23 protein-coding genes are annotated in these 25523 nt (G+C 73.4%); 10 read left to right on the top strand and 13 right to left on the bottom strand.

What is annotated here, in order from left to right:
* The first annotated feature begins 75 nt into the window (after window positions 1-75).
* From FB563_RS44995 to FB563_RS33710, 3 genes are all read left to right on the top strand, one after another.
* Window positions 76-1203: a TerD family protein gene (locus tag FB563_RS44995; protein WP_055707678.1), complete on the top strand. Its 1128-nt coding sequence runs from the start codon at window positions 76-78 to the stop codon at window positions 1201-1203.
* A gap of 170 nt (window positions 1204-1373) precedes the next feature.
* Window positions 1374-1736, top strand: coding sequence for an ArsR/SmtB family transcription factor (locus FB563_RS33715; RefSeq protein WP_055707677.1), 363 nt, complete (start codon window positions 1374-1376; stop codon window positions 1734-1736).
* A 331-nt stretch (window positions 1737-2067) separates the two neighbouring features.
* On the top strand, window positions 2068-3771 hold the full coding sequence (locus FB563_RS33710; protein ID WP_234357843.1) for an LCP family protein: 1704 nt from the start codon (window positions 2068-2070) through the stop codon (window positions 3769-3771).
* Window positions 3772-3790: 19 nt separating this feature from the next.
* On the opposite strand, the gene FB563_RS33705 is transcribed toward FB563_RS33710, so the two are convergent.
* The 4 genes from FB563_RS33705 to FB563_RS33690 form a co-directional block, all read right to left on the bottom strand.
* Window positions 3791-4024, bottom strand: coding sequence for a hypothetical protein (locus tag FB563_RS33705; RefSeq protein WP_234357842.1), 234 nt, complete (start codon window positions 4022-4024; stop codon window positions 3791-3793).
* A gap of 54 nt (window positions 4025-4078) precedes the next feature.
* The gene (locus FB563_RS33700; protein ID WP_055707675.1) at window positions 4079-4948 is read right to left on the bottom strand and encodes a class II glutamine amidotransferase; all 870 of its coding nucleotides are present in this window, start codon (window positions 4946-4948) and stop codon (window positions 4079-4081) included.
* A gap of 152 nt (window positions 4949-5100) precedes the next feature.
* Complete coding sequence (locus FB563_RS33695; RefSeq protein WP_055707674.1) at window positions 5101-6015, bottom strand: TIGR01777 family oxidoreductase; 915 nt, start codon at window positions 6013-6015, stop codon at window positions 5101-5103.
* A gap of 80 nt (window positions 6016-6095) precedes the next feature.
* Window positions 6096-7055, bottom strand: a complete 960-nt coding sequence (locus FB563_RS33690; protein ID WP_055707673.1) for a TIGR01777 family oxidoreductase — start codon at window positions 7053-7055, stop codon at window positions 6096-6098.
* Window positions 7056-7168: 113 nt separating this feature from the next.
* Between FB563_RS33690 and FB563_RS33685 the strand changes: the two genes are divergently transcribed.
* Complete coding sequence (locus FB563_RS33685) at window positions 7169-7912, top strand: class I SAM-dependent methyltransferase (protein ID WP_055707672.1); 744 nt, start codon at window positions 7169-7171, stop codon at window positions 7910-7912.
* Here FB563_RS33685 and FB563_RS33680 read toward each other — a convergent pair.
* Window positions 7909-9108, bottom strand: coding sequence for a PucR family transcriptional regulator (locus FB563_RS33680; protein ID WP_234357841.1), 1200 nt, complete (start codon window positions 9106-9108; stop codon window positions 7909-7911). The two genes, FB563_RS33685 and FB563_RS33680, sit on opposite strands and share 4 nt — an antisense overlap.
* Window positions 9109-9268: 160 nt before the next feature.
* Between FB563_RS33680 and FB563_RS33675 the strand changes: the two genes are divergently transcribed.
* Window positions 9269-10762, top strand: a complete 1494-nt coding sequence (locus FB563_RS33675) for a long-chain-fatty-acid--CoA ligase (protein ID WP_055707671.1) — start codon at window positions 9269-9271, stop codon at window positions 10760-10762.
* Between the two features lie 9 nt (window positions 10763-10771).
* Here FB563_RS33675 and FB563_RS33670 read toward each other — a convergent pair whose 3' ends face one another.
* Window positions 10772-13933 (bottom strand): amidohydrolase family protein, encoded by a 3162-nt coding sequence (locus FB563_RS33670; RefSeq protein WP_142219141.1) that lies wholly within the window; start codon window positions 13931-13933, stop codon window positions 10772-10774.
* A gap of 161 nt (window positions 13934-14094) precedes the next feature.
* Complete coding sequence (locus FB563_RS33665; RefSeq protein WP_142219140.1) at window positions 14095-15429, bottom strand: hypothetical protein; 1335 nt, start codon at window positions 15427-15429, stop codon at window positions 14095-14097.
* A gap of 113 nt (window positions 15430-15542) precedes the next feature.
* Between FB563_RS33665 and FB563_RS33660 the strand changes: the two genes are divergently transcribed.
* Window positions 15543-16775, top strand: coding sequence for a molybdopterin-dependent oxidoreductase (locus tag FB563_RS33660; protein WP_079048830.1), 1233 nt, complete (start codon window positions 15543-15545; stop codon window positions 16773-16775).
* Window positions 16776-17088: 313 nt separating this feature from the next.
* Here the strand turns inward: FB563_RS33660 and FB563_RS33650 are convergent, their stop codons facing one another.
* Genes FB563_RS33650 through FB563_RS33640 form a run of 3 tightly spaced genes read right to left on the bottom strand, consistent with a single transcriptional unit; the run spans window position 17089 to window position 19147 of the window.
* A complete protein-coding gene (locus FB563_RS33650; protein ID WP_055706915.1) occupies window positions 17089-17844 on the bottom strand; it encodes a class I SAM-dependent methyltransferase in 756 nt (251 codons plus the stop codon).
* A complete protein-coding gene (locus FB563_RS33645) occupies window positions 17841-18458 on the bottom strand; it encodes a TIGR04282 family arsenosugar biosynthesis glycosyltransferase (RefSeq protein ID WP_055706914.1) in 618 nt (205 codons plus the stop codon). Before FB563_RS33645 ends, FB563_RS33650 begins: the two co-directional genes overlap by 4 nt.
* On the bottom strand, window positions 18455-19147 hold the full coding sequence (locus tag FB563_RS33640) for a glycosyltransferase family 2 protein (protein WP_055706913.1): 693 nt from the start codon (window positions 19145-19147) through the stop codon (window positions 18455-18457). Before FB563_RS33640 ends, FB563_RS33645 begins: the two co-directional genes overlap by 4 nt.
* Window positions 19148-19258: 111 nt before the next feature.
* Between FB563_RS33640 and FB563_RS33635 the strand changes: the two genes are divergently transcribed.
* Together FB563_RS33635 and FB563_RS33630 are read left to right on the top strand one after the other, a co-directional pair.
* On the top strand, window positions 19259-20002 hold the full coding sequence (locus FB563_RS33635; protein ID WP_055706912.1) for a response regulator transcription factor: 744 nt from the start codon (window positions 19259-19261) through the stop codon (window positions 20000-20002).
* A gap of 2 nt (window positions 20003-20004) precedes the next feature.
* Complete coding sequence (locus FB563_RS33630; protein ID WP_055706911.1) at window positions 20005-21117, top strand: sensor histidine kinase; 1113 nt, start codon at window positions 20005-20007, stop codon at window positions 21115-21117.
* Between the two features lie 4 nt (window positions 21118-21121).
* On the opposite strand, the gene FB563_RS33625 is transcribed toward FB563_RS33630, so the two are convergent.
* Entirely contained in the window at window positions 21122-21427 is a 306-nt protein-coding gene (locus FB563_RS33625; protein ID WP_055706910.1) for a hypothetical protein, read from the bottom strand.
* Window positions 21428-21513: 86 nt separating this feature from the next.
* Window positions 21514-22503: an NAD-dependent epimerase/dehydratase family protein gene (locus FB563_RS33620; RefSeq protein ID WP_055706909.1), complete on the bottom strand. Its 990-nt coding sequence runs from the start codon at window positions 22501-22503 to the stop codon at window positions 21514-21516.
* A gap of 321 nt (window positions 22504-22824) precedes the next feature.
* Here FB563_RS33620 and FB563_RS33615 point away from each other — a divergent pair, with 321 nt between their 5' ends.
* Window positions 22825-23697 carry an SGNH/GDSL hydrolase family protein gene (locus FB563_RS33615; protein WP_055706908.1) on the top strand — a complete coding sequence of 291 codons (873 nt, stop codon included), beginning with the start codon at window positions 22825-22827 and terminating at the stop codon, window positions 23695-23697.
* Window positions 23698-23714: 17 nt separating this feature from the next.
* Here the strand turns inward: FB563_RS33615 and FB563_RS33610 are convergent, their stop codons facing one another.
* Window positions 23715-24506 (bottom strand): SDR family NAD(P)-dependent oxidoreductase, encoded by a 792-nt coding sequence (locus FB563_RS33610; RefSeq protein WP_055706907.1) that lies wholly within the window; start codon window positions 24504-24506, stop codon window positions 23715-23717.
* Between the two features lie 87 nt (window positions 24507-24593).
* On the opposite strand from FB563_RS33610, the gene FB563_RS33605 reads away from it, so the two are divergent.
* Window positions 24594-25445 (top strand): helix-turn-helix transcriptional regulator, encoded by an 852-nt coding sequence (locus tag FB563_RS33605; RefSeq protein ID WP_055706906.1) that lies wholly within the window; start codon window positions 24594-24596, stop codon window positions 25443-25445.
* Window positions 25446-25523 lie beyond the last annotated feature (78 nt).

The following is a 25523-nucleotide window of genomic DNA, read 5'->3' as shown; positions in this document are numbered from 1 at the left end:
TCGAGGAACCCAGAGGGGCCCAGGAACGTCGATCATGATGGACGCGGGAAGTACGAGCGGCTGCGGAGGGCGTGGATGAGCGTGTCCCTGACCAAGGGCGGCAATGTGTCGCTGAGCAAGCAGGCCCCCGGTCTGACTGCTGTGACGGTCGGGCTGGGCTGGCAGGCCGACACCGGGTACGAACTGGACGCCGGAGCCCTGCTGTGCGCCGCGTCGGGCAAGGTGCCGTCCGACGAGCACTTCGTCTTCTTCAACAACCCGAGCAGCCCCGACGGTTCGGTCCGCCACCTGGGCGGTGGCGGACCGGTCGACGGCGACGACCAGCGGATCGAGGCCGACCTGACCAGGGTCCCGGACGAGATCGAGAAGGTCGTCTTCACCGTGTCGCTGTACGAGGGCGCGAGCCGCGGCCAGTCCTTCGGGCAGGTGCACCGCGCGCACATCCGTGTCCTCGACCGGGAGGCCGGCACCGAACTGGCCCGCTACGACCTCGCGTCCGGCGGCCTGTCGACCGAGACCGCGCTCGTCTTCGGCGAGTTGTACCGGCACGGCGCGCAGTGGAAGTTCCGCGCGGTCGGGCAGGGATACGCCTCGGGACTCGCCGGCATCGCCACCGACTACGGCGTGGCCGTGCTGAGGGAGACGTCCCCGAGCCCGGCTCCGGCTCCGGACCCGGTCGCCGCGCCACAGACGCCTGCCGTCAGCCATGTGCCGCCCGCCCCGCACAAGCCGCCGGTCGCCGCCCCGCCGGCCCCGGCGTTCCCCACATCCCCGCAACACACCACCGGGAGTTCCAGCGTGACCTGCTTCTTCGACCCCAACCACGGCCCCGGCGTGACGACCGTGACCTGGTCTCCGCAGTGGGGCGTGCCCCGGCCGGTGCAGACCTGCGGCGCCTGCGCGCAGCGCGTACAGACCACCGCGCCCCCGTTCTACACCCCGCCCCAGCAGGGCTATCCGCAGCCGGTGCCGCAGGGCTACCCGCAACAGGGTTACCCGCAACAGGGGTACCCGCAGCAGTCGTACGGCCAGCCGTACGCGGACCACGACCACGACCATCACCAGCAGGGCGGCGGCCGGCGCTTCGGCACGGGCGCCCTCATCGGTGCCGGCGCGGCAGGCCTCATCGGCGGCGCGCTGCTCAACGAGGCGTTCGACGACGACGAGCCGGAGGTCGTGGTCAACAACTTCTACGAGGAGTGAGTCCCGAGGGAGGCGCGGGACTCCTCCCGCCGTCCCCTCCCCGCGCATGCGCCCGGTGCCGGCGCGGACGGCCGGACCGTCCCGGCGGCACCCGGCCGCCGGGACCGGACGCCTACACTGGGTGGGCGCACGTGCGTCGGCTGTGACGAGGGCGGGGACGGGAGAGGACTGTGACGGAGAGCGTCGCCGGCATCGAGGATCCCTCCGCCGAGGTGCTGGCCGAGGCCGCCGCGGCGTTCGGCCTGCTCGCCTCCTCCGCACGGCTGCATCTGATGTGGGCCCTGTCGCAGGGGGAGAGCGATGTCACGCATCTCGCCGACCGGGTGGGCGGAGCGCTCCCCGCGGTGAGCCAGCACCTGGCGAAGCTCAAGCTCGCCGGGCTCGTCCGCGCACGCCGTGAGGGCCGGAGGCAGGTCTACTACATCGACGATTCCGACGTCGTGACTCTGGTCCGGGTGATGGTGGCTCAGCTCACCGCACGCTCGGCACGCCCCTGCGCCCCGGTCCAGGGGCTGCGCGGGACCGGTGGCTGAGAGTGCCCACGCGGTGACTCCTCGGCCCTGTGACGATGTCTTCCGTGCGGCTCCACACTGGGCTTTTGTGCAAGCTCTATATGTCGCTCTTATCTGAGGCGCGTAGACTCCGGCTCCCGTACCGTCGCGGGACCGCACGGCTGTTCCATGAGATGCCTCACCTGTGAATCATGTGTGTATCTGTGCTGTTCGGCCCACAGGTTTGTTAGATTGCGCAACCACGCAAGCAACGGCGGAGCGGTGCGCTCCGCCCGCCCGTACACCGCCGCGCGGGCCGGGCCGTACACCCCACGGCCCAGCCTGAGGGCCCGACCGTTCAGGGGAGTGGGAGATGAGCGACCCGTGGGACGGGCCCACCGGGCAGGCCACGCGCAGCCGTAGCGCGCGGCTGCCCGGACAGCGAACGGCCGAGTCCGACGGAACGCCTCGGCCGGGCGGCCGGGCCGCGGCCCGGGCGGCTGCCCGCGAGCGTGGCAGGCGGGGGCGCCGGGGCCGTCCGGTGGGCCGCGGGCGGAAGGTGCTGAAGGTCCTCGGGATAGGCCTGTCGGTGATCATCGTGGTCACGGCCGGTGCGGGCTGGTGGTTCTACCAGCACCTGAACGGCAACATCCACAGCGTCGGCCTCGACGGCAAGGGAGGCACCGAGAAGGCCGACGCCTTCGGCCGCACCCCGATCAACATCCTGGTCATGGGCTCGGACGGCCGCACCAGCAAGGCCGACTGCGCGCTCGGCGGAGGCTGCTCGAAGACGGGCGTGCAGACCGGCAGCAACGCGGACGTGGAGATGGTGGTGCACATATCCGCCGACCGCTCCAACGCGACGGTGATGAGCATCCCGCGCGACACCATGACCCGGGTCCCGGCCTGCACGGACAGTGAGTCGGGCCAGTCCACCCCCGGCTACTATGGCCAGATCAACAGCGCTCTGCAGTACGGCCCCGCCTGCCAGGTGGCCACCGTCCACCAGCTCACCGGCATCCCCATCGACCACTTCGTCAAGCTCGACTTCTCCGGCGTCGTGAAGATGTCCGACGCCGTCGGCGGTGTCTCCGTCTGTGTCAGCGACGACGTGTACGACACCTACTCCCACCTGAAGCTGTCCAAGGGCACCCACACCCTCAAGGGCCAGGCGGCGCTGGAGTTCGTCCGGTCCCGGCACGGTTTCGGCGACGGCAGTGACCTCGGCCGTACGATCTCGCAGCACATCTTCCTCAGCTCGATGATCCGCAAGTTCAAGAGCGCGGGCACGCTCACCGACCCGACCGCGGTGTACGGGCTGGCCGACGCCGCGACCAAGGCGCTGACCGTGGACGACGGCCTGGGCAGCGTGAGCAAGCTGATCTCGCTCGCGTCGGACGTCAACAAGGTGCCGACGAAACGGATGACGTTCACGACGATGCAGACGGCCCCGGATCCGAACAACAAGGACCGGGTGGTCGTCGGGCCGGGCGCCAAGACCCTGTTCTCCACCATCGCCAACGACCAGTCGCTGAGCACCGGCTCCGGCAAGAAGTCCGCGGCGGCCTCGGCGACCGCGAAGGCCACCACCCCGGCCGTGCCCGCCTCGCAGATCGCCGTCACCGTCGAGAACGGCACCACGGTCACCGGCCGCGCCTCGGACATCGCGACCGCCCTGACCGACCAGGGCTTCAGCTCCGCGACGACCACGGCCAACGCGCCGAGCCCCGCGACCACCACCAGCCTCACCTACGGCACCGGTCAGAAGGACGAGGCGCAGACGGCCGCCAAGGCGCTCGGTCTGCCCTCCTCGCATCTGAAGCAGGGCACCGGCACCGGCCTGACCCTGGTCATCGGCAGCGACTGGCCCAGCGGCACCAGCTTCCCGGGCGGCAGCTCCTCGCCCGCGCCCGCCGACACCAAGACCGCCGTCGGAGGCGCCCACGCCTCCACCGCCGACCAGGCCAAGACCTGCGCCAAGGTCAGCCCCTACCGGACGGTCAGCCTCAACGGCGTCTCCATGACTCCGGCCCAGGCGTACGCGGCGGCGCGCGGCAAGCCCGACTCCGACGCGTGAGCGCCGGGGACGGAGTGGTTCAGGGGCTCGCGATGTCGAAGCCGTACCGCAGGGGCTCGCTGGTGACGGCGTAGTCGCGGCGGTACAGGTACACCGCCTCGGCGCGTACGCCGCCGGGCGGTGCGGCCTCGACCTGGCAGGGGTACGTCACCTGGATCACGCGCGGCCGGTCGGAGACCTTCATCCGCAGCCCGTCCGCCGGCCCACCCTCGAGCACGGCGGTCTCCCAACCCGTCACTTCGGTAGTCTCCACGGCCGAAAGTTTACGGGTTGCGCAAGTTTCGAGCTCGTGAGCCCGGTCACCGCTCTACGCGGGCCGTTGGGAGGCGGCCGCCTCCGGGCGCAGGTCGGACAGGGTCAGCGGGTGGGCCGGTGGATCGGCAATGGCGACGCGCGAGGTCACCTGCAGCTCGGGGCCGACGTGGAGCAACTCGCCGGGCGCCATGAGCTGCCAGTGCGGGCTCTCGTCCATGGGCTCGCTGGCCACGACCACCGCCGGACGATCACCCAGGTGCGCCGAGCGCACACGCATATGACCGTGCCGGCCGGCGTGGTCGAGATGCCGCGATCCGTGGTGACCGCCCGCCGGGCGCCGCAGGACGTACAGCTCGTGGGTGGCGGGATAACGCAGGGCCCACAGCTCCCGGTCGGTGACGAGGATGATGTTCAGGGCGTAGAGGGGCAGGTTCCCGGCGACCCAGCGGGCCGCGGACACGATGCCGGCGGACACGTCCCCGCCGTGCGCCGCGGTCTCCCGCGTGACCAGTGCGAAGAAGCGCTCGGAGTCGGTGTCCCCGTGCACCAGCGAACGGTCCTCGCCGAGCTGTCCGTCCAGTTCGTCCAGCCCCTCGATCACGCCGTTGTGCGCGAACAACCGCCCGTCCTGCTCGAAGGGGTGGGTGTTGCGCACGTCCAGCCCGCCGGTCGAGGCGTAGCGGATGTGCGCGAGGAAGGTGGCCGACTCCACCTCCCGGGCCTCCCGGGCGAAGGCCCGGTCCTCGTACGCGGCGATCGGTGCCTTGTGCACCTCAGGCCTGCCGCTCGCGTCGAAGAACCCGAGCCCGGTGCCGTCCGGCTCGCGGCGACTCTGCACGCTGAGACTGTCGGGGGCGTCCAGCAGCCAGAACGTGGCGTGCGTGCGCAGCGGGGAGCTGATCAGCCCGAACAGTCGGCACACGGCTTCCTCCTCGTCACCCGTCGTCCGCCGGGCCCCGTCGTCCGACGCCCTGCCCGGACGACCATGGTCCCGTGCGCCGGACGTTCGCGCACTCGCGCACGGACGGAATCCGGCCTCGCGCTCGGCGCTCTGCGGTGCTGCGGACGGCCTCGTCAGGCATCCGGTCGCAGCACCGAGTCGAGCGCCGCCTCGATCGTCGGATGAGCGAAGGCGAAACCGGCCTTGTGCAGGGCGGCCGGTACGACGCGGGCGCTGCACGTGATGCCCGAGGCGAACTCGCCGAGCGCCGCGCGCAGGGCGAAGGCCGGGACGGCGGCGACCGCGGGACGGTGCAGGGCGCGGCTCAGTGCCCGGGTCACCTCGCGGTTCGTGAGCGGTTCGGGGGCCGTGAAGTTGACGGGTCCGGAGAGTTCCTCGGTGCCGAGGGCGAAGCGGAGCGCCGCGACATGGTCAGTCAGGGAGATGAACGGCCAGTACTGGTCGCCGGAGCCGAGCCGGCCGCCCAGTCCGAAGCGGAAGAGCGGGAAGAGCCGGCCGAACGCGCCGCCCCGCGCGGAGACGACCAGCCCGGTGCGCGGGTGCACCACGCGGACGCCGGCCTGCCGGGCCGGGTCGGCGGCCGCCTCCCAGTCGACGCAGACGGACGAGAGGAAGTCGTCCCCGGCCGGCTCGCTCTCGTCGACGGTGCGTTCGCCGGTGTCGCCGTAATAGCCGGTCGCGGACGCGGAGATCAGGACGCGCGGCGGCTCGGCGGACGCGGCGCACGCGCGCGCGATGGTGTCGGTGCCGCGCACCCGGCTGTCGTGGATCTCCTGCTTGTATCCGGCCGTCCACCGCTTGTCGCCCACACTCGCGCCGGCCAGGTGCACGACGGCGTCGACGCCGTCCAGCGCACCCGGCGAGACCCGGCCCGCGACCGGATCCCAGCGCGCGGACTCGCTGCCGTCGTGAGGGGTCGCGGCGGAACGGTCGCGGACCAGGCGGACCACCTGGTGGCCGTCCGCGAGGAGGGAGCGGGTGAGGGCGGAGCCGATGAGTCCGGTGGATCCGGTGATCGCGACGCGCATGGCGTCCTCCCGAGGAGTTCGTGTTTCAAATTTGAACCATGGCGCACGATACACCCACTACTTGCACTTTCAAGTAAGTCTCAGTCGGCCGCTCGTGCCCGCGACAACCTGGCCCGGCCCACGAGGTCCACGGCGGCCGGCTGCCACTCGGGATACCTGAAGTCGAACCCGGCCGCCGACAGCCGGCCCGGCACCACCCGGCGGCTCTTGAGCAGCAACTCCGTGTCCGAGCGCAGCGCGAAGGCCCCCAGCTCCGCCATCCACCGGGTCGCCGGCAGCCCCACGGGGACGCCCCATGCGGCGCGCAGGGTCCGCATGAACTCCCGCTGCGGGAGGGGGTCGGGCGAGGCCAGATTGACCGGGCCCTCGATGTCGCCCCGGTCGATCAGGAACTCCACCGCGCGCACGAAGTCCTCGTCATGGATCCAGGAGACGTACTGCCCGCCACCGGCGACCGGGCCGCCCAGGCCCAGCCGGGCCAGTCCCAGCAGGACGTCGAAGACCCCGCCCCGGTCCGGGCTCATCACCATCGCCGAGCGCAGCGCCACCTTCCGGGTCGCCGGCGTCGGCGCCTCGGCCTGGGCGTGCTCCCAGTTCCTGGCGATGTCGACGCTGTAGGACCAGTAGGCGGGAACTCCGGTCTCGCAGCCGCCGATCACGCCGGTCGCCTCGTCGTTCGCCGCGTCGAAGCGATGGGCGTAGATCGTCGCCGTGCTCATCTGCAGCCACACGCGCGGCGGTTTTGCCGCGGCGGCGATCGCCTGCCCGACAACGCGCGTGGAGTTCACCCGGGAATCCATCATGGCCCGCAGGTTCTCGGCGGTGTAGCGGCAGGAGACACTGCGCCCGGCCAGGTTGACGACGGCATCGCTGCCGTCGACCACCTCGGCCCAGCTGCCCAGCGTGACCCCGTCCCAGCCCACCTGCCGCTCACCCGTCGGGTGCCGGCTCACCACGGTGACCTCATGTCCGGCTGCCGTCAGCGCGCGATCGAGGATCGTACCGATCTGTCCGGTTCCCCCCGGCAGAACCACCTTCATCGAGCCCCCTTGGTTCGGTGAGCACACCGTACCCACAGATTTGAACACGTTCAAAATTGGGGTGGCCGGTAATTCGATGGACAACTTCCTTGCCCAAGGTCAGCGTTGAGGTCATGGAGCAGGAAAAGATCTGGGACGCGGCCGCCGCCCGGCGCTACGACACACCCGGCACCGGCATGTTCGCGCCCGAGGTGCTGACGCCCACGGTGGAACGCCTCGCCGAGCTGGCGGACGGCGGAGCGGCACTGGAGTTCGCGATCGGGACCGGCCGCGTCGCCGTCCCGCTGGCCGGGCGAGGAGTCCCCGTCACCGGGATCGAGCTGTCCGGGCCGATGGTGGAGCAACTGCGGACCAAGGCCGACGAAGCCACCATCCCCGTGGTCATGGGTGACATGGCATCGACCCGCGCCCCGGGGACGTACAGCCTCGTCTACCTCGTCTACAACACGATCTCCAATCTGCTCACACAGGCCGAGCAGGTCGAGTGCTTCCGTAACGCCGCCCGCCATCTCACGCCCGGCGGCCGGTTCGTGATCGAGCTGTGGGTGCCGGAGCTGCGCACGCTTCCCCCGGGCAAGGCGGCCACCGTGTGGCGCACCGACTCCGGCTACATCGGGCTGGACACCTACGACGTCCTCGACCAGCACGTCGTATCGCACCACTTCCGCTTCGACGAGACCGAGGAGGCCCGGCTGTACCGCAGCCCGCACCGCTACATCTGGCCGTCCGAACTCGACCTCATGGCCCAACTGGCCGGATTCGAGCTGGAGTCCAGGCATGCCGACTGGTCCGGCACCGAGTTCACCGCCGAGTCGCGCTCCCACGTCTCGGTGTACCGCCTGCCGCTGACGGACTAGCCGGGGAACGACGCATCCGAACGCCGTGACCCCGCAGGCAGCAGCCGTAGCACGTACAGCGCGGCGCCCAGGTCGGCGAGGGTCATCGGGTCGGTGAGCGGACGCCCTGTCAGCTCCTCGATGCGGCGCAGCCGGTAGCGCACGGTGTTGGGGTGGACGAAGAGCCGTTCCGCGGCCCCGGCGGCCACCCCGCCCGAGGTGAACCAGTGACCGAGGGTCTGCAGCAGCCGCGCCCGCTCCGCCTCCGGCAGTCCGAGGAGCGGTCCCAGGGCGACCTCGACCAGCCGGCTCGCCTCCGCAGGTGCGGCGGCCACCAGCATCGCCAGCGGGCTGTCGTCGAACCGGGTGACCCCCGGACCCTCGCCTGGCGGTCCGGCCAGGGCGAGCCGGGCGAACCGCAGCGCCTGCGGCGTGTCCCGCAGCGAGTCGAACCGGGGGCTGACGCCGACCCGGGCACGCCGTCGGCGCAGCGCCCGCAGGCTCACCGTCTCCGCGTCCCGGTGCCCGAGCGAGACCAGCCCGATCTGCTGGTCCGGCAGCAGCCGCCACACCGACGGCACACCGGAGCGGCGCAGCGCCGCCTCGATCCCGGGCAGCGGCTCCTGGCCGGGATCCGGCACCGCCGCGGCCACGACCGCGTACGGCCCGCGCTCCGGCAGGCCGAGCTGCCGGGCCGCCTCCCACGGCGTCGTACGATCCGCGAGGGCGCCCGTGAACAACGCCTCCGCCAGGGCCGACCGGCGGGCCTCGCGCTGCAGCGCCAGCTCGGCGCTGGCCTCGCGGTAGGCGGCCGCGACGGCCTCCGCGTACCGGCCGAACAGCGCCCAGATCTCCGAGGAACCGGCCACCAGCTCCGCGTCCGTGACCTCCGGGTGCCTGCGCGCCTCCTCGACCATCTCCGACCAGAGCAGCTCGAAACCGACCCGGTACGCGTGCAACGTGTCCGCGAGCGGCACGCCCTGTTCGGCGCGCAGTCGTCCGGTCTGCTGAGCGGCTCCCACATCGGCTTCGGCGCCGTAGGCGAAACGCCCGAGGAGCAGATCGGCGTTGCCCTCGCACGACTCCCTCAGCGACGCGAACGGGATCAGCGAGTCGTCCGCGTACGACTCGACCTCCGCCCGGATGCGCTCGGCCATCCGCACGCCCAGCTCCGGGAGGCGCACCCGCAACGCCGCGCCCACATTCGACAGACCCATACTCGCAGCGTACGGCCGTCTGTTTGTTCCCAGGAACAACTCCGGCGCGGGCGAACTGTGGGCGTCCCCATGGACGGCCCCGACCGTGCACGCGACCATGCCGGGAGCGCTCGCGGCGGGACCCGTGAGCGCGGCGGGAGCATGCGTGCGAGGAGGCATCATGGCCAATCTGGCGGAATTCCTGGTTCAGACGGCGCGACGGCTGCCGGACCGACCGGCGCTGCGGCTCGGCACCGTGACCACCAGCTACGCCGAGCTCGACCGGCTCAGCGCCCAGGCCGCCACGCTGCTGCGCACCGAGGGCCTGCGCACCGGCGACCGCGTCGCACTGATGCTTCCGAACGTGCCCGAGTTCGTCGTGCTCTACTACGCCGTGCTGCGCGCCGGCGGCATCGTCGTACCGATGAACCCGCTGCTGAAGGAGCGCGAGACCGAGTACCACCTGCGCGACTCCGGCGCCGTGCTGCTCTTCGAGTGGTACCGGGCACCGGGTGAGGGCGCTGCGGGCGCGGCCGCCGCCGGCGTACGGCACCTGGCGGTCGAACCGGCCGCCTTCGCCGCCGAACTGGCCCGCCTGGAGCCGGAGTACGAGGTGACGGCCGCCGCCGGCGACGACATCGCCGTGCTGCTCTACACCTCGGGCACCACCGGCCGGCCCAAGGGCGCCGCGCTCACCCACGCCGGGCTGCGCCACAACACCGAGGTCAACGTCACCGAGGTGCAGCGGCTGACCTCCGACGACGTGATCGTCGGCTGCCTGCCTCTGTTCCACATCTTCGGCCAGACCTGCACCATGAACGTCGCCGTCCGCAGCGGGGCGTCCCTCACCCTCGTCCCCCGCTTCGAGCCGCAGACCGTGCTCGACGCCATCGCCCGCGACCGTGCCACCGTCTTCGAGGGCGTCCCGACCATGTACGCGGCGCTGCTGCAGCACCCGGGCGCCGCCGCGGCCGACGTCTCCAGCCTGCGCATGTGCGTCTCGGGCGGCGCCTCGCTGCCGGTGGAGCTCCTGCACGGGTTCGAGCGGCGCTTCGGCTGCATGGTGCTGGAGGGCTTCGGCATGTCCGAGACCAGCCCGGTCGTCTCCTTCAACCACCCCGACCGCCCGCGCAAGCCCGGATCCATCGGCACCCCCATCCGCGACGTCGAGGTCCGGCTGCTGGACGACTCCGGGCGGGACGTCGCGCCGGGGGAGGTCGGTGAACTGGCCGTGCGCGGGCCCAACGTGATGAAGGAGTACTGGCACCGCCCCGAGGAGACCGCCGCCGCCGTCCCCGACGGCTGGCTGCGCACCGGCGACCTGGCCCGCCAGGACGAGGACGGCTATCTCTACATCGTCGACCGGAAGAAGGACCTCATCATCCGCGGCGGCTACAACGTCTACCCGCGCGAGATCGAGGAGGTGCTGCACGAGCATCCCGACGTCGCGCTGGCCGCGGTCCTCGGCGTGCCCGACGAACGGCTCGGCGAGGAGGTGGCCGCCGCGGTCGTCCTGCGGCCGGGAGCCCGGGCGGACACCGAGGAGCTGCAGCGGTTCGTCCGGGACCGGGTGGCCGCCTACAAGTACCCGCGCCGGCTCTGGCTGACGGACGCGCTGCCGATGGGTCCGAGCGGCAAGATCCTCAAGCGGGAGATCGCCGTGCCGGCCTCCTGAGAGGCCGCCTCACCCGTCCGCGCCGGGATGGCAGCACGACCCCCGCCGGAGCCGTTCGGCCACCTCCAGCCAGGACGTCCTCCCGGGGGGTTCGTGCGGCACGCCACTGCGATGGGCCGAGGTCAGGTCGCCCTGCGCGTACGGGACTCCCTCGCGTACGACGACCGGGATGCGGACCAGCGAACCGAAGTCGGCGAACGGGTCCCCGTCGACGATCGTCAGGTCGGCGACCTTGCCCTCCTCCACCGTCCCGAGGTCGGCGTCGAGGCCGAGCAGGCGGGCCGGCTCCACGGTCGCGGTGTGCAGGGCCTCCGCGGCCGTGAACCCGTGCGCGTGCAGGGCGCGCAGGCCCAGATGCAGGGAGAGGCCGACCGGGACCAGGGGCGCGTCGGTGCCCAGGGCGATACGGGCGCCGTGCGAGGCCAGCCGCCGGTAGTCCGCCATCTCGGCGGCCAGGGCCTGCCGTTGCGCGTCCGTGGGCGCGGTGCGGGCGTGCGCGCGGACAACGGCGACGTCCCAGGGCGGCATGAGGCGCGTCACGCGCGGATCCTCGGCGAGCCCGGGATCGGCGGCGAGCAGGATCTGCGCGCTGAACGGCGTGATGATCAGGGCGAAGGAGCCGTCGGCGTACTGCTGCACCAGGTCCTGGCCGATGCGCCCGAGCGGGGTGGTCGCATGCCCGTACTCCAGGCGCTGGGTGGCCTGCAGATGGGTCGTGAGGTCCTGGCCCGCCGCCCGGCCGGGCGAGCACAGGTGGCTGCCGCTGGGCACGCCCAGCGCGTGGGCCACCTCGGCCGCCTCGGCCATGACCTCGCCCGGGGCGCGCACATACGTCTTCACGAAGTCGACGTCCAGGGCGGCCGCGCGCCGCAGCGTGCGCCGGACACCGTCCCGGGTGCGGTGGGCGCGGCCCATGCTGTACGCCGTGCGGGCGCCGTCGATCAGTTCGGCGCAGGCGAGCTGCCGCGGGCCGAGCAGGGCCCCGGCGCCGGCCGCCTCGCGCAGCCGTACCGCGTCGTAGAGCGGACTGCCCAGGCAGAACGTGGTCGTGATGCCGTACGCGAGCGTGGTCAGACTCTGGCGGGCACCGTAGGTGGCCGGGTACGGGTGGGTGTGGCTGTCGACGAGGCCGGGGAGCACGGTCCGGGTGGAGGCGTCGAGGGTGCGGTGTCCGGGGCGGCGGGGACGGTGTGGCTCGACGGCGGTGACCCGCTTGCCGGTGACGAGGATGTCGACGTCGTGCCGTGGCGGCGCGCCGGTGCCGTCCCACAGCAGGCCGGCGTGGATCCGCAGCGGTTGCGCGGACCGGCCCACGCCGCGCCCGGTGGTCAGCCGGAGCGGGAGCGTGCGGGTTCGTGCGGTGGTGAGGGAGAGCCGGCGCAGCCGGCCCTCGGACAGGTAGAGGAGCGTGCCGGAGTCCGCGGACCAGCTGGGGTGGTCGGCCGGTTCGTCGTTGAGCCGGCGGGCGGGTCCGGCCGGGGTGCCGTCGGCCGTCACGGGCAGCAGCCACAGCGCCGATTCGGCGACCAGCGCCATCCAGCGGCCGTCCGGCGACCAGACGGGCCCCGAGGCGACCCGGTCGGACAGCGACTGGTGCTCGGCGGGCAGATGACGGCGTTCGTCCCCGGTGCGGGTGTCGACGACGCGGATGAGGTTGTACCCCTCCCGGAACCGCTGGTTGAGCCGGTTGCGGTCGCAGAACGCCACGTACCGGCCGTCGGGCGACCAGGTGGGCGCGCCGGGCGGCCCGTCGGTGGCCAGTGGCCGGGCCAGCACCTGCTCGGCGCCCGTGGCCAGGGTGCGCAGCAGCAGGTTCCCGGTCACGTCCTGGCAGGCCAGGCGGGAACCGTCCGGTGACAGCGCGGGATACAGCCGGCCGCCCTCGGCCAACGGCTCGTCGGCGCCGCTGCCGAGGTGATGACGGCGTACGGCCACCAGCCCGTCCCGGTCCGTGCAGTACAGCAGGCTGCGCCCGTCCGGTGCCCACGCCGGCATCTGCACCAGGTGCACGTCGGCGGCCTGGAGCAGCTTGCGCGGCGTACCGCCGTCCGGCAGCAGCCACAGGGCGTTCAGCGCGACGAAGGCAACGCTGCGACCGTCCGGGGCCAGGGCCGGCCGGTGCAGACCGCGCACCGGGGCTGCCGACTCCGGCGCGAGCGGCGCCCGTCGGGGACCCCGGGAGGGACCGGGCACCGGCATCCGCGCGGTGAAGGGAACCTCCCGCACGGAGGACCCGGAGAGGCAGCGGACGCGGATCCGGCCGTCACCGACGTACAGCAGCTCGTCCTCGCTGAGCCAGCACGGCGGAGCGGCCGCCAGGTCCTCCTCGGCCGTCACGGTCTCACCGTCGACCATCAGCCGGGCGGTGTCGGCCGGCAGGCCGGGGCTGCTCGCGCCGGTCAGGTGCACATAGGCGATCCGTCCCGAGGGCGAGACGGACGGGCACAGCAGCCGTCCCCCGGTCACCGTGCGCAGGACCTCGGCCCGGCCGTCCCCGAGCGGCACGCGGACGAGCGACAGCCCCCCGTCGTTGCCGCCGCCCGGTGTGTGGGCGGCGCGCACGCACACCAGCGACCGCCCGTCCGGCGACCAGGCCGGATCGAAGTCCTCGTGGTCCCCGCCGGTGAGCCGCCGTAGCCGGCCGTCGGCCAGGTCCAGCACCCACAGCCCGTAGGCGGAACCGGCCGTGGCGTCGCCGCCGCGCTCGGAGGAGAAGGCCAGGCGGGTGCCGTCCGGCGACCACGCGACCCCGCGGTCGTCCCAGGGCCCGTCCGTCAACCGGCGCAGCCCGCCGCCGTCCGGACGCAGCGACCACAGATGGAAGCCGCCCCCGCGATAACCGCACACCGCCAGCGTCCTGCCGTCGGGGGACAGCGCGGGGCGCGTCGCCTCCAGCTCCCAGCCCGTCACCTGTACGGCCGCCCCACCGTCCCGGGGCACCCGCCACAGCGCTCCCTGGACCTCGGCGATCAGGTCGCCGCCGGCCCGGCTGCCGGTGACCGAGCCCCCGGTCATCCGGTCGTAGGTGAGGAACCGCCCCCCACCGTCGGCGCGCGCACCGGAGCCGGCCGGTGTCCCGGCCGCCGTCGCCGCCCGTGCGGAGACCACTGTGACCAGCCCTGCCGCCGCCGTCCCGAGAAACCCGCGCCGATCGACGCCGCCGAAGTCCATCCCCTGTCCCTCCTGCCGTCTCCGTCCAGGGAAGGGGCAGCCGTACGCCCCGCACCAGTACGCGATTCCGGCCACACCGGCCCGTCCGCTGCCCAGGCCAACGCCCGGACCGTACGGCGGTCACGGGGCGTCACCCTGCCGCGCCGGCGGCTCGGGAACGCTCACCAGCCGGTCAGCAGCAGGTGGTTGAGGAGCAGGGCCAGGACCGCCTGCGCCGTGAGCCAGGGGCGGGGGCGGGGGAGGAGGGCACAGGCGGGGAGGAGCCAGAGGGCGAAGGGCAGCCAGATGCGTTCCGTCTCCGCCTTGCTCATGCCGGACAGGTCGGCGACCAGCAGGGCGAGCAGCGCGACGGAGACCAGCAGCGCCAGACGCAGGTCCGCGCGACACCGGGAGCCGGCCGCGGGGAGCAGTGCCGTGGTCGTCCGGCGCAGGCCCGCCGCCGTGGCCGGGCCGGTGATGACGACGGTGCAGGCGAGGTTGGCCCAGACCCAGTAGCCGTAGGGGCGGGTGCCGCCGACGCCCTGGTAGTAGCGCGTGACGAGGAGGTGGTAGGCGTGCCACCAGTCGAAGCCGGCGAGCGTGAACACCACTGGGAACACGGCCAGTCCGGCGAGCAGGGACAACAGGACGGCCGGGCGTTCCCGGAGTTCGCGGTGGGCGAGCCCGACGACCGCCGCGCCGATCAGGGCGAACAGCGTCAGGCCGTAGGAGAGGTAGCAGGTCAGGCCGAAGAGGAGGCCCGAGGCGGCCGCGTACCCGTGGGAGCGTCGGGTCAGGGCGAGGGCGAGCAGCGCCAGGGACCAGGCGGCGACGGCCGCGAAGTAGGCGTCGGCGGAGGTTCCCTGCCACACCGCGGCCGGGGCCAGCACCAGGAACGGCGCGGCCCGCCGCGCGAGCGTCTCGCCGGTCAGCGCGCGGAGTGCGGTCAGCACGGCCACGCAGCCCGTCGCACCGACCGTGATGCACCACATCCCGGCCCAGCCGCCGCCCCGCAGCCCGATCCGGTCCAGCAGCACGAAGGTGAGCGTGGCGGCCGGGGGATGACCGGCGATGTGGGCGGGCCAGGGATCCGGGGTGCCGCTGACGATGTGGTGGGTGAAGTCGCGCAGAGTGGCCGGGATGTCGTGGAAGCGGCCGATGACCCGCAGGTATTCGTTGGTCGTGGTCAGCCTGACCGCGACGCCCCGGTGCCAGCCGTCGACCAGGGCGAGGGACAGGATCCAGGCCAGGGCGCTCGCCCCGGCCGCCGCGAGCAGCCCGCGCCAGGGCAGCCGGGCTGCCACGGCGGGACCGTACGCCACGACGGCCGCCGCCACCGCCAGGGCCGCCGGGGTGCCGGGACCGACGTGCGGGTCCCAGTCCGCGAACAGCGGCGGCCAGTGCACGAACAGGGTGTGGCGGGTGTCCTGGATGTGCCGGCCGACGACGACGGCGGCCGTCACGAGGAGGGCGGCGACACCGGCGGCGTACAGGTCACGGCGGAGAGATCTGATCACACCGGCACGCTAGGCCGGGGGAGCGGCGAGCGGCCGCCGTACGGGCCGGACGTCAGCGTTTCGTCACCGGTCGCGGGCCCTTCTCCGGGGGTGTCCCGGCCTACGGTCGGGACATGCGCGACCATCCCCGGCTTCCCACTTCCCCAGGTTTCTGGCGCAGCCCGCTGCGCGGTCCCTGGCTCACCTCGGTGCTCGGCCTCGTGCTGCTCGCCGGCGTCACCGTGCTGTTCGTGACCGGCCTGGTGTCGTACGCCGCCTACAACCCGGGCCTGTCCCGGGTGAACGACATGACCCCGGACAAGGGCGCCCTCGGCTTCTACCTCTTCGCCTGGCCCACCGACCCGGTGTGGCTGTACCGGCTCACCCAGGGCGTCCATGTGACGCTCGGCATCACTCTGGTCCCCGTCCTGCTGGCCAAGCTGTGGTCGGTGGTGCCGAGGCTCTTCACCCTGCCGCCGGCCCGCTCCCTCGCGCACGCGCTGGAGCGGATCTCCCTGGTGCTGCTGGTCGGGGGAGGGCTGTTCGAGTTCACCACCGGAGTCCTCAACGTCCAGCTGGACTACGTCTTCCCCGGCTCCTTCTACCCGCTCCACTTCTACGGGGCGTGGGTGTTCTTCGCCGCGTTCGTCGCCCACGCCGCGCTCAAGACACCGGCCGCGCTCCGCACCGTACGCCGGCGCCGGCAGGAACCGAACGACCTGGTCTCCCCGCGCCCCACGGCGCCCACCGTCTCCCGGCGCGGCGCGCTGGGGCTGGTCGGCGGGGGTTCCCTGCTGCTGTTCCTGACCACGGTCGGGCAGAGCCTGGGCGGGCCCTTCCGCCGTACGGCCCTGCTCGCGCCGCACGGCACCGCCGATCCGGGCGGCGGCCCGAACGGCTTCCAGATCAACAAGACCGCCGCCTACGCCGGCATCACGGCGGCCGACACCCACGAGGACGCCTGGCGGCTCGTCGTCACCGGCCGCACCGGAACCGTCCGGCTCAGCCGTACCCAGCTTCTCCGACTGCCGCAGCACAGCGCGTCGTTGCCCATCGCGTGCGTGGAGGGCTGGTCGACCGCGGACCAGTGGTGGCGCGGGGTGCGGCTGCGCGACCTCGCCGCGCTCGTCGGGTACGACGGCGATCCGCCGGACGTCCTCGTGGAGTCCCTGCAACGGCACGGAGCGTTCCGGCGTGCGGCGCTGCGCGCCAACCAGGTGGCCGACGGACGCTCGCTGCTCGCGCTCTTCGTCAACGGCGAGGAACTGTCCCCCGACCACGGCCACCCGGCGCGGATCATCGTCCCCGCGGCACCCGGGGTGCTGAACACCAAGTGGGTGGCCCGACTGACCTTCGGAGACCTGTGATGTCGCGACGCCTGAGCCTGGGCAGTCCCTTCCAACTGCTGTTGCTGGCCTGCTCGTTCGCCCTCGCCGCGTACGCCGGGGTGCGGCTGCTCGCCGGTGACTGGTTCGGGGTGGCGCTGTGGATCGTGGGCGCCGCACTGCTGCACGACCTGGTCCTGCTGCCGCTGTACACGGTGGCGGACCGGGCGGTCACCGGCGGTCTGGGGGCGGCCGGACGGCGCGCCTGGACGTTGTACGTGCGCGTCCCGGCCCTGCTGTCCGGGCTGCTCCTGCTCGTCTGGTTCCCGCTGATCAGCGGCATGACGGCCGGGCGCTACCGGTCCGCCACCGGGCTCTCCCCAGACGGCTTCCTCACCCGCTGGCTGCTGATCACCGCCGTGCTCTTCGGCGGCTCGGCGCTGTTCTTGGCCTGCCGGGTGCGCAGGGCGGCGAAGCACCGGCCGCCCGCCGACCACTGACCGACCGGCCGCCACCCGGCCCTGCGCGCGTACCGCAGCAGGGCCGGGGTGCCGAGTCGCGCCCACGGAAACGGAACACCGGTGGCCCGGCCGGCGCCGACCGTGTCGACCACCTGGACCCGGGCGCGTTCGTCGACGTGCCCCGGCACGGTCTCGGCGATCAGCAGGCCGCCCGGGCGCAGCAGCGCGGCCACCCGGTCCAGCAGCGCGGACGGCTCGCCGCCGATGCCGATGTTGCCGTCCATGAGCAGCACGGTGTCCCAGCGGCCCTCGCCCGGCAGCGGCTCGAAGACCGAGCGCCGCAGCGCCTGCCCGCCGAGCCGCACGGTGTGGTCGACGGCGGCCTCGCTGACGTCGATGCCGAGCACGGTACGGCCCCGGGCGGCGAGTTCCGCCACCAGCCGGCCGGGACCGCAGCCGACGTCCAGGACGGCGCCCTCGCAGCGGTCCAGGACCTGTAGGTCGACCTGATCGGCCTGTGCGCACCAGCGCTCCACCTCCAGCGGCAGCAGCCAGCCGTCGGCGCGGCGCAGGAACAGCGGGCCGCGGCCGGTGCGCAGCGCGGCGGCGTAGGGGTCGGCGGTCGCCCAGGCGACGGAGCTGCCCCTCATCGCGGGCTGACCGGCGTACAGTCGGCCAGCCGGGCGGCGAACCGGCCGTGCGGGGCCAGCGCGGCGACCGCGCGGGCGTCGGCGGCGGTGTCGACGTCCCGCAGCCGGGGCAGCTCGCACACCCGCAGCCCGGCGGTCACCAGCCGCTCCCGCTGTGCCGCCCCGGTCCCGGGCGTCGACATGGGCACGCCCCGCAGCAGCGCGGGGTCCGGCTCGGCGAGGCCCAGCGCCCAGAAACCGCCGTCCTCGGCCGGGCCGAGATAGGCGTCGCAGTCCGCGAAGTCCACGGTGAGCAGCTCCGGCGTCACCTGCGGGGTGTCCATGCCGATGAGCAGCGCCGGTCCCGAGCAGTGTGCGAAGGCGTTCGCCAGCCGCTCGTCCAGTCCGCCCGCGCACTGCGGCAGCACCTCGAAGCCGGCCGGCAGCCAGTCTCCCGGCGTCCCGTCGAGGACCAGGACCCGCCGGGTCGCGGGAGCCGCGGCCACGGCGTGCAGGGTGTCCGCGAGCGCCGCCTCCGCGAGGCGGGCCGCCTGCTGCGGCGTGAACGGCGGGGTGAGCCGGGTCTTGACCCGCCCCGGCAGCGGTTGCTTGGCGATGACGAGCAGCGTGGTCACCGTACGAGCTCCCTGTCGGCAGGGGTCTCGGCCAGCACGCGGCTCATGTCCCGCACCGCCTGCCAGGTGCCGCGCCAGGTGCCCGTCACCTTGGAGGCGCCGGTGCGCGGGCGGTAGGGCACGTCGTGCTCGGCGATGCGCCAGCCGGCGTCGGCCGCGCGGACGACCATCTGCAGCGGATAGCCGCTGCGCCGGTCGGTGAGGCCCAGCGCGAGCAGCGGCTCACGGCGGGCGGCACGCAGCGGGCCCAGGTCGTGCAGGCGCAGCCCGGTACGGCGGCGCAGCATCCGCGCCAGCGCCAGATTGCCCACGCGGGCGTGCGCCGGCCAGGCGCCCCGGCCCTCGGGACGCCGCCGGCCGAGCACCAGGTCGGCCGCGCCGTCCCGGACCTCCCGCACGAACGGGACGAGCAGCGCGGGGTCGAGGGAGGCGTCGCAGTCGCAGAAGCACACGATGTCGCTCGTGGCCGCGGTCAGTCCGGCGTGGCAGGCGGCGCCGAAGCCGCGCCGCGGCTCGTGCAGCACCGTCGCGCCGAGCGCGCGGGCGATGTCGGGGGAGCCGTCGGTGGAACCGTTGTCGACGACGAGGGCGCGCCAGCCGGCCGGGATCCGGCCGAGCACCCAGGGCAGGGCCTCGGCCTCGTCCAGGCAGGGGAGCACCACGTCGACGTCCGCTGAAGTGGTCGTCACGGTTTCACCCTACGAACGCCAATCGGGCATATCGGACTCTTGGTCCTTACGAAACGCGGACGCCCGTCCCGCGGCCGGACGACGGCTGCCCAGTGGTGCGAGGCTGGTGGCATGCAATCGCTGTACGAGCCCCATGGGACCGAAGCCGCAGGCGAGACGGCCCGGATCCTCGTCGTGGACGACGATCCCACCGTCGCCGAGGTCGTCACCGGATACCTGCACCGCGCCGGCTATCTGGTCGACCGCGCCGACGACGGCCCGACCGCCCTCACCCGCGCCGCCGCCCACCGGCCCGACCTCGTGGTGCTCGACCTGATGCTGCCCGGCATGGACGGCCTGGAGGTGTGCCGGCGGATGCGGGACGGCGGTCCGGTGCCGGTCATCATGCTCACCGCCCGCGGCGACGAGGACGACCGCATCCTGGGCCTGGAGGTCGGCGCCGACGACTACGTCACCAAGCCCTTCAGCCCCCGCGAACTGGTCCTGCGCGTGGAGTCGGTGCTGCGCCGCAGCCGCCCCGCCACCACCGGGCACCGGCTCGCCGCGGCCGGCCTCGCCGTCGACCCCGACGCCCGCCGCGCCACCAAGAACGGCACCGAACTCGCCCTGACCCTGCGGGAGTTCGACCTTCTCGCCTTCTTCCTGCGGCACCCGGGCCGGGCCTACAGCCGTGAGGACCTGATGCGCGAGGTCTGGGGCTGGGACTTCGGCGACCTGTCGACCGTCACCGTCCATGTCCGCCGGCTGCGCGGCAAGGTCGAGGACGATCCGGCCCGGCCCCGCCTGATCCAGACGGTGTGGGGCGTGGGCTACCGCTTCGAGCCCGGCTTCGACACCGGCGAGGCGGTGCACTGACCATGTGGGACACCCTCCTCATCGCCCTGTACGCCTTCGCCGGCGCCGCGGCCGCGGGCGTGGCGGGAGCGGGCGTGCTGCGCCTGATCCGGCGCCGCTCGCTCACCGCCTCCCTCGCCGTGGTCGCGGCGGTCGGTGTCGTCGCCATGCTCGCCGGCACCCTCGCCGTCGCCTGGGCGATGTTCCTGTCCTCGCACGACCTGACCGTGGTCACCACCGTCGTCGCCATGGCGGCCGTGGTCTCCCTGGCCACCGCGCTGCTCCTGGGCCGCTGGGTCGTCGCCCGCAGCCGGGAACTCACCGACGCCGCCCGCTCGTTCGGCGACGCCGGCGCCTTCGCCGCCCCGCACGGCCCGGCCACCGCCGAACTGGACGCCCTCGGCCGCGAGCTGGCCGCCACCAGCGCACGGCTCGCCGAATCCCGCGAGCGGGAACGGGCGCTCGAGAAGTCCCGGCGCGAGCTGGTCGCCTGGATCTCGCACGACCTGCGCACCCCGCTCGCCGGACTGCGCGCCATGTCGGAGGCGCTGGAGGACGGCGTGGCAGCCGACCCCGGCCGCTACCTCAAGCAGATCCGCACCGAGGTCGAACGGCTCAACGACATGGTCGGCGACCTCTTCGAACTCTCCCGCATCCACGCGGGCACCCTCCCGCTGAGCCCCGCCTGGATCTCCCTGTACGACCTGGTCGGCGACGCGCTGGCCGGGGCCGACCCGCTCGCCCGGGAACACGGGGTACGGCTGGTGGGCGACCGGGTCGAGCCCGTGCCGGTGGAGGTGGACGGCAAGGAGATGACCCGCGTGCTCGGCAACCTCCTGGTCAACGCCATCCGCCGGACCCCGCCCGACGGCACCGTCGCCATCGCCGCCGAGCGCACCGACGACGGCGTGGTGCTGTCCGTCACCGACGGCTGCGGCGGCATCCCCGAGGAGGACCTGCCGCGCGTCTTCGACACCGGCTGGCGCGGCAGCGACGCCCGGACCCCGCCCGCCGGGGCGGGGCTGGGGCTGGCGATCGTACGGGGCATCGTCGAGGCCCATCAGGGCCGGGCGACCGTCCGCAACATCCCGGGAGGCTGCCGCTTCGAGGTGACCCTGCCGACGGCGGAGGCCTGAACGGTCACCTCTCCGGGCGGCAGACGATGACGGTCGGGGCGTCGCTCCGGCAGGTGACTCCGCTGCCCGGGCCGATGATGCGCGACAGGAGCGGCGCGATGTCCTTCTCGCAGGACAGACCGGAGCCGCCCTCGTCGTCGTCGTTCGCGTGCCGGCAGACCTTGTCGATGACGGTGCCGCTGTCGACCTTCGGGCCGGGCGGCGGTGTGTCCGCGGAGGCCGATGGGGCGAGGAGGCCCAAACCGAGCACCGGCGCGGTGAGCAGGGCTGCGACCTGGGCGCGGGTCGGCCTCAGGGTCCGTCGCGACATGACTGTCCTTTCGACTGGTTCGTCTGAACTCGGTGCGAAGCAACGCCATGATCGACGGCGACGCCGTCCTGCGGGCGCGGACACGCTCAGTGCGTTCGCGTGAACTCCCGCATTCCCTCCGCGAAGCCCACCTCCGGCTTCCAGCCGAGTTCCGCGCGCAGCCGGGAGGAGTCCGCCGTGATGTGGCGGACGTCGCCGAGCCGGTACTCGCCGGTGACGACCGGCTCCGGGCCGCCGTGCGCGGCGGACAGGGCGCGGGCCAGGTCGCCGACCGTGTGCGGCTCGCCGCTGCCGGTGTTGTACGCCGTGAGGGTTCCCGGGGACGGGGCGGCCTCCAGCGCGATGACGTTGGCCGCGGCGACGTCCCTCACGTGCACGAAGTCCCGCCGCTGCCGCCCGTCCTCGAACACCCGCGGGGCCTCGCCGCGTTGGAGGGCCGAGCGGAAGAAGGAGGCGACGCCGGCGTACGGGGTGTCGCGGGGCATCCGGGGGCCGTACACATTGTGGTAGCGCAACGAGATCGCCGTACCGCCCGTGGCGCGGGCCCAGGCGGCCGCCAGGTGCTCCTGGGCGAGCTTGGTCGCGGCGTAGACGTTGCGCGGGTCGGGCGGGGCGTCCTCGGTGACCAGGCCGGGGGTCAGCGAGGCGCCGCACCGGGGGCAGGGGGGCTCGAACCGGCCCGCGTCCAGGTCCGCCACCGCTCGTGGGCCCGGCCGTACGACCCCGTGCCGCGGGCACGCGTAACGGCCCTCCCCGTACACCACCATCGACCCGGCCAGCACCAGACGCCGTACCCTCGCCTCCGCCATGGCGGCGACCAGCACGGCCGTGCCGAGATCGTTGCGCGAGACGTACTCCGCCGCGTCGGCGACACCGTCGCCGAGCCCGACCATCGCGGCCTGGTGGCAGACGGCGTCCACCCCGGCCAGCGCCCGGGCCATGGACGCCGGGTGGCGCACGTCCGCGCCGGGGTCCGCACGGACGTCGTACACGAGCGGCTCGTGCCCGCGCGCCCGCAGCGCCTCGACGACATGGGACCCGATGAACCCGGCTCCGCCGGTGACCAGTACACGCATACGGCCACGCTAGACGCGGACGGCACCGGGCCCGGGCGACGCGACCGCCACGTCATGACTCCGTAAGGGGTGACCGCCTCCGCGCGCCGGTTCACCCCTGTTCGTGGGTGTTTCAAGAATCTGTGTCAACAACGTTGACTCCGTGGCCCGGTGACCGCACATTACCTATGGGTAGTACTCAGCGGTAATCCCGCGAACCGGCACCCCACGTCCGTACCCCACCTCGCTCTGAGCCGCCGCTTTCTCGCGCACAGCACACGCGCGGGCCCCGTCATGCCCGCCTGCTGCGTGCCCCCACCCGAGAAGAGGGAGCACCCACCCATGCCCAAGCCCGCCCTGCGCCGCGTCGTCGCCGCGGCGTCCGCACTCGCCGGCGCGCTGGCCCTCGGCCTCACCGCCGTGCCGGCCCACGCCACCACCCCCCTGAACTACGCCGCCCTCGGCGACAGTTACAGTGCCGCCTCGGGTGTCCTACCCGTCGACACGAGCAACCTGATCTGCCTGCGCTCCACGGCGAACTACCCCCACGTCATCGCCGCCCGCACCGGGGCCCGGCTGACGGACGTCACCTGCGGCGCCGCCCAGACCAAGGACTTCACCGGGTCCCAGTACCCCGGCGTCGCCCCGCAGGCGGACGCGGTCGGCGCGGACACCGGCCTGGTGACGCTCACGATCGGCGGCAACGACAACGGCACCTTCATAGGCGCCATGCTCGCCTGCGGGACCGCCGGCGTCCTCAGCGGCGGCAGGGGCAGCCCCTGCAAGGACACGTACGGCACCTCCTTCGACGACGCGATCGACGCCAAGACCTACCCCGCGCTGAAGAACGCGCTGCGTGCCGTGCGCGCCAAGGCACCGAACGCCCGCGTGGCGGTGCTCGGCTACCCGTGGATCACGCCCGCCGAGGCCGACCCCTCCTGCTTCGCCCGACTGCCGGTCGCCTCCGGTGACGTGCCGTACCTGCACGCGCTGCAGGCCCATCTCAACGCCGTCGTGCAGCGCGCCGCCGCGGAGACCGGGGCCACGTACGTGGACTTCTCCTCAGCGTCCGAGGGGCACGACGCGTGCCAGGCCGTCGGCACCCGGTGGATCGAGCCGCTCCTGTTCGGGCAGAACATCGTTCCGGTGCACCCCAACGCGCTCGGCGAGCAGCGCATGGCCGAGCGCACGATGAGTGTGCTCGGTCTCGGCTGACCTCCGGCGCCCGCGCTTCAGGCGCGGGCGCCCCCGTCGACCTTCAGCACCGTGCCCGTCACGAACGAGGAACGGTCGCTGAGCAGCCATGCGGCGGCCTCGGCGATCTCCTCGGGCGCGGCCGCTCGGCGCAGCGGGGTGAGCGCCGTGAGCCGGTCCTGAAGACCGGGGGCCTCCGCCTCCCAGGCGCGGATCATCTCCGTCAGGGTGTTGCCGGGCGCGATCGCGTTGACGCGGATCCCTTCGGGACCGTAGGTCACGGCGGCCGACTCGGTGAGGCTGTTCACCGCCCGCTTCATGGCAGCGTAGACGGGCAGTTCGGGATTGCCGCGCAGGCTGCCGATGGACGAGTTGTTGACGATGGCGCCCGTCCCGGCGGTGGCCCGGATGGCGGCGACCTCGGCCACCATGGCGAGCCAGACGCTCTTGAGGTTCACCGTGTACACACGGTCGAACTCGGCCTCGGGCAGCTGGTCCATGGGGCCCGGCGGCTGGATCGTCGCTCCGTTGTTGAAGGCGATGTCGAGCCGGCCGTAGAGGCCGACGGAGCGGTCCACGGCGGCCCGCACGCTCGCGGTGTCGGCCAGGTCGCACACGACGTACTCCGCGGTGCCGCCCGCCGCCCGCACCTCCTCGGTGACCGCCTTCAGCTGGGCCTCGGTGCGGGCCGCGAGCAGGACCCGGGCCCCTTCCCGGGCGAAGAGCCGCGCCGCGGCGGCGCCGATGCCGCGCCCGGCACCGGTGATGAAGGCGACCTTGCCGGCCAGCAGCCCGTGCGGCGGCGTGTCCTTGTTGGGTGTGTTGTCCATGGCAGCGAGCGTGCGCCCCCGGCACGGGCCCATCCAGGCACCGCCAGTACCTGGATGGGCGTCGTGGCGGGCCCGCACACTGGGGGTGTGGACAGAGCGGAACTTGCGGGATTCCTGCGCAGCAGGCGCGAGCGGATCAGCCCTGCGGACGTGGGCCTGGCGGCCGGGCCGCGCCGTCGTACCCCGGGGCTGCGGCGGGAGGAGGTCGCGCACCTGGCGTTCATCTCGACCGAGTACTACACCCGGCTGGAGCAGGCCCGCGGACCGCGCCCGTCCCGTGAGGTACTGGCGGGGCTGGCCCGCGCCCTGCGGCTGTCGGACGCCGAACGCGAGCACCTGCATCTGCTGGCCGGCACCCCGCCGGACCCCGCGCCCGGCCCCCCGCGCGAGGTGCGGCAGAGCATCCTCGACCTGATCCACCGGCTGCCGCAGTCCGCCGCCTTCGTCACCTCCGCCACGCTGGAGGTGCTCGCCTGGAACGACCTGGCCGCCGCCCTGATGGAGGACTTCTCCGCGCTGTCGCCCCGCGACCGCAACCTGGCGCGCCGCGCCTTCCTCGGGACGCGCTCCGAGGGGCAGCGGCTGTACGGCGTGTCCGACGCCGACGCGTTCGCCCGGCACGCGGCGCGTCGGCTGCGCACGGCAGCGGCACGCTATCCCGACGATCCCGAGGTGGCCGGGCTGATCCGTGAACTGCGCGCCGGGAGCGAGGAGTTCGCCCGGCTGTGGGACTCCCACGACGTGGACGGCGAACCCACACTGCGCAAGACGTTCCGGCATCCGCTGGTCGGGCCGGTCACCGTCAACTGCGACGCCCTCGACCTCGCCGACCGCAATCAGCAGGTCGTCATCTACACGGCCGTCCCCGGCACACCGTCCGAGGAGGCACTGCGCCTGCTGTCGGTCATCGGCACCCAGCGCATGGACGCCGCCCGCTGAACCGCGGACCGGGGACCTGTGGCAGGGGTGCCGTGAGGAGGCGTCGCGGCATGAGGGAAAATAGTTGCTTGGCGAAAC

It is taken from the genome of Streptomyces puniciscabiei, from assembly GCF_006715785.1.
Classification (GTDB): domain Bacteria; phylum Actinomycetota; class Actinomycetes; order Streptomycetales; family Streptomycetaceae; genus Streptomyces; species Streptomyces puniciscabiei.
The sequence above is the reverse complement of the archived record's forward strand: the minus strand, read 5'-3'. Positions and strand labels throughout refer to the sequence as shown.